This window comes from Chondromyces apiculatus DSM 436 (assembly GCF_000601485.1).
In the GTDB taxonomy this organism is placed as follows: domain Bacteria; phylum Myxococcota_A; class Polyangia; order Polyangiales; family Polyangiaceae; genus Chondromyces; species Chondromyces apiculatus.
On the sequence record NZ_ASRX01000028.1, the window covers coordinates 105173 to 117462 of the forward strand.

General features: G+C 70.1%; 9 protein-coding genes. 4 read left to right on the forward strand and 5 right to left on the reverse strand.

What is annotated here, in order from left to right:
* The first annotated feature begins 12 nt into the window (after positions 1–12).
* Positions 13–219, forward strand: a complete 207-nt coding sequence (locus CAP_RS50620; protein WP_156040950.1) for a hypothetical protein — start codon at positions 13–15, stop codon at positions 217–219.
* A 69-nt stretch (positions 220–288) separates the two neighbouring features.
* On the opposite strand, the gene CAP_RS19520 is transcribed toward CAP_RS50620, so the two are convergent.
* Positions 289–1041 (reverse strand): SDR family oxidoreductase, encoded by a 753-nt coding sequence (locus CAP_RS19520; protein ID WP_044243213.1) that lies wholly within the window; start codon positions 1039–1041, stop codon positions 289–291.
* 8 nt (positions 1042–1049) lie between these two features.
* Entirely contained in the window at positions 1050–1991 is a 942-nt protein-coding gene (mdh, locus tag CAP_RS19525) for a malate dehydrogenase (RefSeq protein WP_044243214.1), read from the reverse strand.
* A 93-nt stretch (positions 1992–2084) separates the two neighbouring features.
* Here mdh and CAP_RS19530 point away from each other — a divergent pair, with 93 nt between their 5' ends.
* On the forward strand, positions 2085–3065 hold the full coding sequence (locus tag CAP_RS19530) for a phosphoribosylaminoimidazolesuccinocarboxamide synthase (RefSeq protein WP_044243217.1): 981 nt from the start codon (positions 2085–2087) through the stop codon (positions 3063–3065).
* 72 nt (positions 3066–3137) lie between these two features.
* Entirely contained in the window at positions 3138–3368 is a 231-nt protein-coding gene (purS, locus tag CAP_RS19535; RefSeq protein WP_231511568.1) for a phosphoribosylformylglycinamidine synthase subunit PurS, read from the forward strand.
* Here the strand turns inward: purS and CAP_RS19540 are convergent.
* Complete coding sequence (locus tag CAP_RS19540) at positions 3361–4713, reverse strand: dicarboxylate/amino acid:cation symporter (RefSeq protein WP_044243220.1); 1353 nt, start codon at positions 4711–4713, stop codon at positions 3361–3363. The two genes, purS and CAP_RS19540, sit on opposite strands and share 8 nt — an antisense overlap.
* Before the next feature lie 93 nt (positions 4714–4806).
* Complete coding sequence (locus tag CAP_RS44995) at positions 4807–9048, reverse strand: PAS domain S-box protein (protein WP_052375518.1); 4242 nt, start codon at positions 9046–9048, stop codon at positions 4807–4809.
* A gap of 429 nt (positions 9049–9477) precedes the next feature.
* Between CAP_RS44995 and CAP_RS45000 the strand changes: the two genes are divergently transcribed.
* A complete protein-coding gene (locus CAP_RS45000) occupies positions 9478–10317 on the forward strand; it encodes a hypothetical protein (protein ID WP_052375519.1) in 840 nt (279 codons plus the stop codon).
* Positions 10318–10381: 64 nt separating this feature from the next.
* Here the strand turns inward: CAP_RS45000 and CAP_RS19555 are convergent, their stop codons facing one another.
* Positions 10382–11977: a hypothetical protein gene (locus CAP_RS19555; protein ID WP_044243222.1), complete on the reverse strand. Its 1596-nt coding sequence runs from the start codon at positions 11975–11977 to the stop codon at positions 10382–10384.
* Positions 11978–12290: the final 313 nt, after the last annotated feature.

Here is a 12290-nt window from a genome sequence, read left to right on the forward strand (position 1 = left end):
AGAATGGCGGGTGTGACCCACCCCTACCGGACACCCCCCGACGAACGGCCGCCGCCCCCGCAGACCGATGTGGCGCGGCTGCGCTCCGTCACCTTCGCGTTCGGCTTCCTGTGCATGGTCGCTGGTGCGGCACTCTCGGGCGTGGACCGCGCCAAGTACGTCCTGCTCGGCACCGTGGGGGGCGTCGTGCTCCTGCTGTCTCGCACTCAGGAGTGCTGAGCATGCACTCGCCGCCGCGCCGCGGGCGTTGCGCTGTTCACGCGACGCCGGGGCGCGCCGCGAGGTGATTCACACCAGCGATTCGCCACCATCGACGGCGAGGATCTGTCCGGTGATGAAGTCGTTCTCGGCGAGGAACACCACGGCGCGCGCCACGTCCTCGGGGCTGCCGAGGCGGCCGAGGGGCACGCGCGAGAGGGCCTGCTGCTGCTGCTCCGCGGAGAGCCCCTCGGGCAGCAGCACGGCGCCAGGGGCGATGCCGTTCACCCGCACCTCGGGGGCCAGGGCCAGCCCGAGGCCGCGCACCACGTGGGCCAGCGCGGCCTTGGACACGGAGTAAGGCACGTACTCGCGCCAGGGGCGCTCGGCGCTGAGGCAGACGATGGCGACGACGCTGCCGCGTGCGTCGCGGAGGGCGGAGCGCAGCGCCAGGGTGAGCAGGTAAGGCGCCTCGGCGTTGAGGGACATCGCGTTTTCCCACGCTTGGGGGCCGAGCGCCTCGGGCGCGACCTGCTCGTAGTTCGCCGCGTTGTGCACGAGCAGGTCGAGCCGGCCCGAGGACCACGCGAGCGCTTCGTCGGCGAGCCGCTGGATAGCCGCCCTGTCGCGCAGGTCGGCCTGGATGGCGGTGGCCCGCCGCCCGAGGCGCGTGGCCTCGTCGACGACCGCCCTGGCAGCGGCGTCGCTGTGACCGTAATGAACGATGAGGTCGGTACCGGCCGCCGCGAGGGTGCGGGCGATGGCGGCGCCCACCCGGATGCCGCCGCCCGTGACCAGCGCCACGCGGCGCTGGTCAGGGCTGGAGAGGGGGACCTCGGCCACGCCGGGGCTCAGGTCGAGGACTTCACCACGTCGGTGATGCCCTGCACGCTCTTGGCGCTCTTCGCGAGCATGGCCTTCTCGTCCTCGCTCAGGTCGAGCTCGACGATCTTCTCGACGCCGCCGGCGCCGATGATCACCGGCACGCCCATGTACAGGTCGTTGTAGCCGTACTCGCCGCTCAGGTAGACGGCGGACGCGAGGAGGCGCTTCTGGTCGAGCAGGTAGCTCTCGGCCATCGCCACCGCGGCAGACGCCGGCGCGTAGTACGCGCTGGTGCCCATGAGGCCGACGATCTCGCCGCCGCCCTTGCGGGTGCGCTCGATGATGGCGTCGAGCTTGTCCTTGGCGACGAGCTTGGTGATGGGCACGCCGTTCACGGTACAGGCGCTGAGGACCGGCACCATGTCGTCGCCGTGGCCGCCGAGCACCATGGCCCGGAGATCCTTGACGGACACGCCGGCCTCGCGGGCGAGGAAGAGCTGGAAGCGGGCGCTGTCCAGCACCCCGGCCATGCCCACGACCTTCTCGCGGGGCGCGCCCACGCGGCGCTTGTACTCGTACACCATGGCGTCGAGCGGGTTGGAGATGACGATCACGAAGGCGTCGGGGCAGTGCTCCTTCGCGCCGTCCGCGACGCTGCGGATGATGGGCAGGTTCGTCGCCACGAGATCGTCGCGGCTCTGTCCGGGCTTGCGGGGGATGCCCGCGGTGATGATGAGCACGTCGGCGCCCGCGCAGTCCTTCCAGTCGGAGGTGCCGGTGATGCGCGCGTCGTAGCCCAGGACGGCCCCGTTCTGCTCCAGATCGAGGGCCTTGCCCTTGGCGAAGTTGGCTTTCTGGGGGATGTCGAAGAGGACGACGTCTCCGAGGTCCTTGCGCTGCACCAGCGCCGCGAGCTCTCCACCGATGTTGCCTGCGCCGATCAGGGCGATCTTCTTCCGCTTGCTCATGGCCGGCCCCTTTACCACCCCGGAGCCCTGGGACCAACCACGGGCCTTGCCGGGAGCGTCACTCCCGGCTAAGCCGCCCCTCGATGGTGCCCGATGGTCGCTGAGGAGACGCTGCGGCTCGCGCTCGGCAGGACGCTCGATCACACCTCGTTCCCCTGGCTCGGCGCGCGCTACGAGGGGAAGGTCCGGGACTGCTACACCACGGGCGACGGGCGGCGGTATCTGGTCGTCACCGACCGGGTGAGCGCCTTCGATCGGGTGCTCGGCACGCTCCCGCTGAAGGGGCAGATCTTGAACGGCCTCGCCGCGTTCTGGTTCGAGCAGACCCGGGACGTGGCGCCGAGCCACCTGCTCTCCCGGCCGGACCCGTCGGTGATGGAGGCCCTCGAGTGCGCGCCGCTCCCGGTGGAGATGGTGGTCCGCGCCTACCTCACCGGGGTCACCTCGACCAGCATCTGGACCCACTACGCGGCGGGGGCGCGGGTGTTCTGCGGGCACCGCTTGCCGGAGGGCCTGCGCAAGAACGAGCCCCTGCCGGCGCCCATCGTCACGCCGAGCACCAAGGCGGCGAAGGGCGGGCACGACGTCTCGGTGTCCCGCGAGGAGCTGCTCGCAGAGACCACCCTCTCCGCGAGCGACTTCGACGAGGCAGCGGCCATGGCGCTCGCCCTCTTCGAGGCAGGATCCCGCTGGTGCGCGGCGCGGGGGCTGATCCTCGCCGACACCAAGTACGAGATCGGCCGGGACGCGGCGGGGAGGCTGCGGGTCATCGACGAGATCCACACCCCGGACTCGTCCCGCTTCTGGTTCCTGGAGAGCTACGAGGGGCGCCTCTCCCGCGGCGAGGAGCCCGAGTCTTTCGACAAGGAGTACGTGCGCCGTTGGCTCGCCGCGCAGGGCTTCAAGGGCGACGGGCCGATCCCGGTGATCCCCGACGAGATCCGCGTCGAGGCCTCTCGCCGCTACATCGAGGCGTACGAGCGCATCACCGGGGCCGACTTCGTCCCGGATCTGGAAGACCCGGTCGCGCGGATCACCCGCGCGCTCGGCGGCGAACCGCAGACGCAGACGTAATTCAGGCGTGATTCAAGCGTGATTCAAGCGTGATCCGACGAGGAGGCCCTGCCCGTGAAAGCCGTCGTTCGAGTGCGATTGAAGCGAGACGTGCTGGACCCCCAGGGAGACGCGGTGAAGCGCGCGCTCGATCACCTGGGGTTCGAGGGCGTGAAGGGCGTGCGCGTCGGCAAGCTCATCGAGATCGATCTCGACCCCGCGCTGGCCTCCGCGCCGGACCTGGAGGCGCGCCTCCGCAAGATGGCGGACGAGATGCTCGCGAACACCGTGGTCGAGGACTACGAGGTGCAGATCGTCAGCTAACGAGCTGCTCGGGCGCGTCTTCTTCGAGGCGCGTCGGGTGGTCGAGGTGCTGGCGTAGCCGGGCCGCGTCGAGCGCGTTCTCCCACTTCGAGACCACGATGGTGGCGACGCCGTTGCCCACCAGGTTGGTGAGCGCACGCCCCTCGGACATGAACCTGTCCACGCCGAGGATGAGCGCGATGCTCGCCACGGGGATGTCCCCGACCGAGGCCAGCGTCGCGGCCAGCACGATGAAGCCCGAGCCGGTGACCCCGGCGGCGCCCTTCGAGGTGAGGAGCAGGACGCCGATGATCCCGAGCTCCTGGGAGAGCGAGAGCGGGGTGTTGGTCGCCTGGGCGAGGAAGATGGCCGCGAGCGTCAGGTAGATGCAGGTGCCGTCGAGGTTGAACGAGTAGCCCGTGGGGATGACCAGGCCCACCACGGAGCGGTGGCACCCGAGCAGCTCCATCTTCGCCAGCATCCTGGGCAGCGCCGCCTCCGAGGACGACGTCCCGAGCACGATGAGCAGCTCCTCGCGGATGTACCGCACGAACTTGAAGATGCTGAACCCCGCGAGCCTGGCGATGAGGCCGAGCACCACGAAGACGAAGAGCAGGCAGGTCGCGTAGTAGCAGAGCATCAGCTTGATCAGCGAGGCGAGCGTGCCCACGCCGAACTTGCCGATGGTGAAGGCCATGGCGCCGAACGCGCCGATGGGGGCGGCGCGCATGATGATCCCGACGATCTTGAAGAAGGTCACCGAGGTGGCGTTGATGAGCGAGAGCAGCGGCTTGCCGCGCTCCCCGACCATGTGCAGCGCGAAGGCGAAGAGGATGGCGAGGAGCAGGACCTGCAGGATCTCCCCCTCGGCGAAGGCGCCGACCACGGTGTCGGGGATGATGTGCAGGAGGAAGGCGGTCGTGGTCTGGCTCTGCGCCTTGGCGACGTAGCCGGAGACGGACGAGGTGTCGATCTGGGTCGGGTCGACGTTCATGCCGGCGCCGGGCCGGAGCAGGTTGGTGGTGAGGAGGCCGAGGACGAGGGCGAAGGTCGTCATCACCTCGAAGTAGACGAGGGCCTTCAGGCCGACCCGGCCGACCTTCTTCATGTCGTCCATGCCGGCGATGCCCTGCACCACGGTGCAGAAGATGATCGGGGCGATGACCATCTTCACCAGCTTGATGAAGCCGTCTCCGAGCGGCTTGAGCTTGGCGCCCGTGTCCGGGAAGAAGTAGCCGACCAGGGCTCCGAACGCGATCGCGGTGAGGACCTGGAGGTAGAGGTTGCCGTACCACCGCGGCTTCGGTGCAGCAGGCTTGGCGGCGGCAGGCTTCCCGTCCGGAGCCAGCGCCTCGGGGCTATGCATGGCCGGGATTATCCGGGCAGGGGTGGAGCACCCGAAGCACAATCGGCGGGGCGACGCGCTGCGGCAGGTGGTCTTTCCCGGGCAGGGCGTGCCTCAGCGGGGCTGCGCGGTGAGGCTCACCAGCACTGCGAGCAGCTCTGCGGGGTCGATGGGCTTGGGCACGTGCATGTTGAACCCGGCGCGCAGGGCGCGCGTCCGGTCCTCGCTCCGCGCATGGGCAGTGAGCGCCACGGCGAGGGTGCGCCCGCCTTCCTCGGGGCTCAGCGCGCGGATCTTGCGGATCAGGGTGTACCCGTCCTCGCCAGGCATGGCGATGTCGGCGAGGAGCAGGTCGGGCCGCTCGCCCTTCACGGCCTCGAACGCCTCGGCCGCGTTCGCGGCCGCCACCACCACCGCTCCGCAGCGACCCAGGAGCGCCACCAGGAGCTCGCGCGCGTCGGGTTCGTCGTCCACCACCACCACGCGCATCCCATCGAGTTCGTCGGGGCAGTCCACCTCGGTCGCGTCGTCCACAGGCGGCGCCGCCAGGACCAGCGGCCGGCTCTCGCGCGCGGCGACCAGGGGGAGGCGCAGGGCGAAGGTCGACCCCATCCCATCCCCGTCGCTCAGCGCCCGCATCGTGCCCCCGTGCAGCTCCACGAGGTTCTTGACGATGGCGAGCCCCAGCCCGAGCCCGCCGTGCGCCCGGGTGATGCTGCCCTCCGCCTGCCGGAAGCGCTCGAAGACGTGGGGCAGGAAATCCGGGGCGATGCCCTGGCCGTCGTCGGTGACGAGGACCTCCACGAAGCCGTCCTCGGCCACGATCTTCGCCTCCACGTGGCCACCCTGGGGCGTGAACTTGATGGCGTTGCTGAGCAGGTTCCAGACCACCTGCTGCAGCCGCGCGGCGTCGCCCACCACCATCACCGCCTCGCTCCCGAGCGACGCCGCGAGGGTGATCTGCTTGGCGTCCGCGGCGGGGCGCACCGTCTCCACCGCGGCCTCGACCACCCCCACCAGATCGAGCGGGTGCACCTCGATCCGCAGCTTGCCGCTCATGATCCTGGAGATGTCGAGCAGGTCCTCCACGAGCTGCGCCTGCGCCCTGGCGTTGCGCTCCACCGTCTCCAGCGCCCGCTCCCGCCGCTCGGGAGGGAGGTGTCCCGTGCGCAGCATGCGCGTCCATCCGAGGATCGCGTTCAGCGGCGTGCGCAGCTCGTGGCTCACGGTGGCCAGGAACTGGTCCTTCAGCTCATTGGCTTCCTCCGCGGTGGCGCGCGCCTGCTTCTCCCGCGCGAGCAGCGTGGCCCGCTCGGCCTCGGCCTGCTTCTGCTCCCGCAGGTCACGGGCCACGATCGCCACGGTGCGCGGGGCCCCGCCGTCCCCCAGGATGGCGATGCTGGTCTGGTGCACGGGGATGCTCTCCCCCGTCCGCACGTGGCGCACCGTGGCTTCTCCCTCCCACGTGCCGCCTGACAGGACGGTCGCCAGCATCTCCCCCTGCGCACGCGGCGGGCCCTCGGCAGGGGAGAGGGTGAAGCAGTCCGCGAGGCTCCTCGCCCGCGCCTCCTCGACGCTCTCCAGGCCGAGGAGCCGGAGGCCCGCCGAGTTGACGTAGAGCATCGCGCCTTCGAGGGTGGCGAAGCCGATGAAGTCGCCGCTGGTCTCGACCAGCTCCTGGAAGAGCGCGCGCGCGGCTTCGGCCTCCTTGCGCGCGGTGATGTCCTCCAGGATGGTGATGAAGTGCGCGGGCGCTCCCGAGGCGTCGCGCACCAGGGCGGTCGACAGGTTCACCCAGACGGTGCTGCCGTCCTTGCGGAGGTAGCGCTTCTCCATCGCGAAGTCCTGGATCTCGCCCGAGAGGAGGCGCGCCACGAACACCTCGCTCGCGTGGAGGTCGTCGGGGTGGGTGACCTCGCGGAAGTTCAGCGCCCGCAGCTCCTCCGTGGTGTAGCCGAGGATCTCTTCGAGCTTGTGGTTGACGTGCAGCCACTTGCCGTCCGGCGCGACCAGCGACACCCCCACGGCGGCCTGCTCGAAGGTGGCCCGGAACCGCAGCTCCGATTGCCGCACCTCCTCGTTCAGCAGCTCCACCTGGCGCCGCGCCAGCACCCGATCGGTGACGTCGAAGCTGACGTGGATGATCCCCTCCACCTCACCCGCGGCGTCGCACATCGGCTGGTAGACGAAGTCGAAGTACCCACCTTCCCGCTGTCCGTCCCCGCGCCTGTCCACCTCTGTGAAGCGCTCGGTGCCGACGGCGGCCTCGCCCGAGGCGTACACCCGGTCGAGCAGTGTCACGATCCCCTGGTCCAGGAGTTCCGGAAGCGCGCTCCGCACCGTCTTGCCCAGGAGGCCCCTGGCGCCGAGCATCCGCTCCATGCGCGGGTTGAGGAGTTCCAGCACGTGCTCGGGGCCGCGCATCATGGCGATGGCCATGGGCGCCTGGCGGAAGATCTCCTGCAGACGCGCCTTCTGCGCCCTCACCTCCTGGAACAACCGCGCGTTCTCCACGGCGAGCGCCGTGCGCTCGGAGACCTCTTCGAGGAGCAGCACGTCGTCGTTCGTGTACTGACGGTCCGAGGTGGTGAAGACGGTGATGTACCCGAGCGCGCGCCCCCGGACGGTGAGCGGGGCCAGGATCGCGGCCTTCACCCCCACCTCCAGCGTCGCCACCACGTACGGCGCGCCGGGCGGCAGCCGTGAAAGGACCTCGACCGTGTAGTCGGGTACGAGTCTGGCGTGGTTTCCGCGGAGCAGATCGCGCAGCTCGGCCGCGAGCCCTTCGGGCACCGGCGCCTTGCGGGCCCGCTCCACGCGCTCGACGAGGGCAGGGTCCACCACGGCGTCCGTGAGCCTGTGGATGGCCCCGTCGGCGCCGATGATGCTCACCGTGCTCCCGTCGCCGAGCAGCGGCAGCAGCAGCTCGGCGAGCTTCTTCAGGTGCGCCTCGTAGTCGAGCGAGCTGCCCAGCAAGGCGCTCACCTGGGCCAGGAGCGCGGTGCGCTCCCGCGAGAACTCGGCAGCTTCGCGCGTGCGGACCTGATCGGTGATCTCCACGGCCGAGACCATGAGCCCCTCGAGCGCGCCGCCGGGCTCGCGGATCGCCTCCAGGTTGAAGGCGAAGAACCCCTCGGAGTGGTCCCCGTTCTCGAGGCGATCGAAGACCACCCTGAGCTCCGGGATCAGGATGGAGGCCCCCGTCGCATAGGTGCGCTCGAACAGCTCGAACACGCCTTGCCCTTCGATCTCGGGGAACACTTCCCGCAGCGCCCTGCCCACCAGATCGTGCCGCCCGAAGATCCGCTGGTAAGGTCGGTTGGCCAGCTCGTAGACCAGCGAGGAGCCGTGGAGCACGGCGATCGCCACCGGCGCCTGCATGAACAGCCCGTGCAGCCGCGCCCGCTGCGCCTCGGCGTCGGCGCGCGCCTCCTGCGCCTCCACGAGCAGCCGCGCCCGCTCCGCTTCCGCCGCCCTCTGCGCGGTCACGTCGCGGAAGACCAGCACCACCCCCGTGACCTTCCCCTCGACGTCCACGATGGGCGCCGCGCTGTCGTCGACCGCGATCTCCTCCCCGCCGCGCCGCACCAGCTTCGACTGCGGCGGGAGCCTCACCACGTGGCCCACGCGCAGCGCCTTCGCCGTCGGGTCCTCCACCGGCTCCCGGGTGACGCCGTTCACGATGGAGAACACCTCCGCGACTGGCCGCCCCTTCGCCTCCTCGGCCGACCAGCCCGTGAGCGCGCTCGCGACCGGGTTCAGGAACGAGACGCGCCCTGTGCCGTCGGTCGCCAGCACCGCGTCCCCGATGCTCGCCAGCGTCGTCGCCAGGAACGCCACGTGGTGCGCCGCGCGCCGCTCCTCGGCGAGGATGGCGCGCTCCATCCACGCCACCAGCGTGACCGACGCTTCGTCGAGCGCCGCGTGCACGAGCGCCGCGGCTGGTCCTTCGAGCGTCGCTCCTGCCCCGGCGCACAGCTCCAGGATCACCCCCCTGAGGTGCGACAGCTCGCGCAGCGCCGCGACTGTGCTGTACCTCTCGTGCAGTCGCTCGTTCGCGTGCTCGTGCGATGTCCGCCCCTGCCCCAGGCTCCGGCCCAGGTGCTCCGCCGCCCCCATCTCTCCCGGGCACCCGTCGAGCAGCGCGCTCACCCTGTCGAGCAGCGCCGGGATGTGGTCGCGCAGGGCAGGATCGCTCAGGCGGTTTGCCTCCGGTACCGCGGGGTCCTCGCGCAGGCGCCGTATCCACGCCGCCAGGATCGCTTCTTTGTGCGCACGCAGGAGTGCGGCGATCCTGGGGGGGCCGTCGGTGTCAGGGGCAGGAGGGGCGCTGCGGGGGGGGGGTACGTTCGACACGGCAAGGCTTGGAGCAAAGGTGTTCCCCCGAGGCCGGCAGGGGGCCCTCGCCTTCGCGCGGAGGATGCCGGTTGGATGATGGATCCAGCCGTGGGGCTTCTCGGGGCAGGTGGCGGCGAGAAGGCGTCCCCCGCGTGGCGATGCTCGAGCGCCGCCGAGCATCCAAGACCCCTTCACGCCACGTCAGCGCCGCGCGGAGGGGTGCGGATCGAGGGTCGATGCTCCAGCAAGGTGACGCGCCGGTGCGTGGATGCATGTACCCTCTGGAGGGTCCTGCCGTACCAAGAATCCTGTGGATCGGCTCACCTACCCTGTGCCACGGTGGCGGCGCTACACCTGTGCATTCCGGTCGAAACGAATCGATGTTCCGGGATTGACTGGGCCAGAGAGCGACCTCACGGTCGCCAGTCCAACTTGCGGAGGATGGTCATGAACGTGTTTCGAGGCGCCCTTGTCGCCACCTTGGTCCTGGGCTTGGTAGCGTGCGGCAACAAGGACGACGACGCGGGGACGGTCCCCCTGCCGCCCACCACGCCCGTCTCGCCCACGCCTGAACCGGCGCCCACGCCCACGCCCACGCCGACGACGTCGATGCAGATCGAGGGCGCCAACCCCAAGGTCGAGGCCCGCGTGAAGGCGGAGCTCGATGGGCGCGCCGATGGGATCACCGGCTCCGCCCTGGCGGTGACCGGCGCCACGGCTTCGTTGCAGACGCCGGCGAACTGGACGGTCACGAAGGGTGCCGTCAACGTGGTGAGCACCGCCGACAAGAAGGCGCAGTTCGCCGCGACCGCGACCGGCACGGAGGGCGCCTCCGCGAAGCTCTCGACGGCCACCGAGGCGCTGGGGTTCGCGTCGTGCGAGTGGGGCTCCACGGAGTCGCTGACGCTCGGCAAGAGCAAGCTCTCCGCGACCGCGGCCGACGGCGTGTGCACCCGCTCCGGCGTCCAGGTGCGCACGGCGTGGGTGACCGCCGAGGGGCTGCTCGTGGTGGGCGGCTGGGAGCCCTCGGGTGACAGCGCTGGCGTCTTCGGCGCGATGCGCTCCATCGCCAAGGCGGGCGGCGGCACTGGCGGCGGTGACGGCATCAGCGCCTGTTGCGCGGCGCTCCAGCAGAACTCCGCGTCGGCCCCTCCCGAGCAGAAGGGCTTCTACATCTCGGCGGCTGCGGCCTGCAACTCGCTGCGATCCAACCCCGACGCCCGCGCGGCGCTCAACCAGGTGAGGGCACTCCTCGCCAGCGCGAACGTGCCCGCCTCCTGCCGCTGACCCTCGCCTCCAGGTCGGCCCCGAGGGACGTCGAGGTCCCCGCGGAGGCCGACCTCCCACGCCTTCAGAACTGACCCGCGCGGACGGTGAACTGGCCGTTCACCTGGTCACCACCGGCCTCGTGCTCCGTTCCGTAGAGGAGGAGCTGCCCGGAAGGCGTGACGTAAGCACCGCCAGAGGCGTCCAGGTTGCAGTCGCCGCTGCAGGAGAGGTGGTTCTTGGCCACCTTGGTGAGGATCACCCTGGGATCCGGGCCGCTGCTCGTGCCCGGATCGAAGCGGAACTCCACCCGGAACAGGTCTACCCAGTCCTGGCCGACCGTGTTCCGGTCCGTGCCCACGAGGAACAAGGTCCCGTCACAGCCGGTGACGAAGTTCAGGGCCTGGTAATCGGCGAACGTGGTGTCGCCGATCTGGGTCTTGAGTTCCTGCTCGTTCCAGTCGTAGCGATGAGACCAGGTGTAGGGCCCGTTCAACCCGGAGACATAGAAGTCGAGGTTGTTCGAATCTTTCCGACCCACGACCATCAGGATGCGGCCCGTCTCCAGCCTGGTGATTCCCACGGCTCCCGCCTCGGGGGACTTGAGCACGTTGCGCTTCACGCTGGTGATGAGCTCCGGCGACGCGGGGCTGCCCATTTCGTAGAACATGACGCGCGTCTTCTGGTTGAGGGTCAGGTTCGAGGCGTCGGGCGACTCCACGGGGAACGCCAGCGTCCTTCCCATGGTCTGGAGGCCGCCCATGTGGCCCTGGTGCACGTGCGACCCGTAGTTGCGCCTGTCGTCGGGGTTGAGCTCCCTGTAGACGACCGCGTCGTTCGACTGAACGCCTGAAACGAAGGGCTGACCGGTCCCGTTCTGGGAGCCCATGTTCACCACGTAGAGGCCCAGGTGCCCGCTGCGGGAGACGATGAGGCTCCGGCCGTCGCCGAACGCGAGCCGCTGCACGCCCTGCAGGTGAGGCTCGCCGAACCAGTAATCCAGCCCTTCGGCGGTCGGCCCGAGCACGAACCTGAAGCTGCTCCGGTTCATGGGGAGGGCGTTGAGGTCACCCACCGGGTTGCTCGCGCAGCGGTTCACATCGCCCTGACCCCAGCTCGTGGTCACCTTCGGCTTCACGTCGTACCACTTGCAACCGAGCGACTTGTCGACCCCGCCGCCGATGTTGACCGCCGTGACGCAGACCCGGTGCGTGCCCCAGGTGTCTGCGGGCAGGACGAACGAATAGCCGTGGTAGTTGCCGGAGCCCACGTCGGGCCGGTAGGTGTTCGCGAGGAACGTCCCCTGCTGGTAGCCATCGACGATCACCCGGACGTTGAGGGACGTGAGAGGGCTCTCCGGGTCGATGGCCCACCCGTAGACCTCCACGTGCTGCGCGGTCTGGTCCAGGGCCACCACGTCCAGGTAACCGTAGGGATTCACCTCCTGGGGAGGCGGGCAGTCCTCGATCGGCTCGCACAGGCTCCAGTGCCCGCCCGAGCAGATCTCGATGCCTCCGCACCACCCGTCGTACGCACAGGATCGCATCTTTCCATCCTGGCAGACCGCAGCAGCGGCGCTCGCCGCCAGCGTCGTCGCCCCCATCAGCACGCCACCTGCCAGCAGTCCCGGCACGAGCCAACGGCTCCTCGTGATCACCGCACGTGTCGCTTCGCTCTTCATGGTCCTCTCCTGACTGTCTCTGCCGCCTGAGCGGCGAGCCCTGGTGAAAGCCCGGTGCAGCGCGCGCGAGGCGCGGAGGCCTTCCAGCGCTCCATTCGCTCGGCTGTGCGCCGCACGGGACGCTCGCATCTTCAGCACGGCGCGTGCCGCAGCAATGACGGCGGCAATCACGCTGCGGCCGGTGCGCAATGCCGCCGAGGCGTCGCCATCAACAGCCTTCGCGCGCCTCCGTTGCGCGGATTGCGCCAGCCTGGCGCGATGGCTCCTTCACACCTCGCGCGTCATGCTGCTGCCCGCACCGCGCCCGTGAGCG

Bases quoted from the DNA above. Each gene is read 5' to 3' on its own strand.
- CAP_RS45000 (WP_052375519.1), top strand. From the start codon at position 9,478: ATGAACGTGTTTCGAGGCGCCCTTGTCGCCACCTTGGTCCTGGGCTTG.
- CAP_RS19555 (WP_044243222.1), bottom strand. From the start codon at position 11,977: ATGAAGAGCGAAGCGACACGTGCGGTGATCACGAGGAGCCGTTGGCTC.
- mdh (WP_044243214.1), bottom strand. From the start codon at position 1,991: ATGAGCAAGCGGAAGAAGATCGCCCTGATCGGCGCAGGCAACATCGGT.
- CAP_RS19540 (WP_044243220.1), bottom strand. From the start codon at position 4,713: ATGCATAGCCCCGAGGCGCTGGCTCCGGACGGGAAGCCTGCCGCCGCC.
- CAP_RS19530 (WP_044243217.1), top strand. From the start codon at position 2,085: ATGGTCGCTGAGGAGACGCTGCGGCTCGCGCTCGGCAGGACGCTCGAT.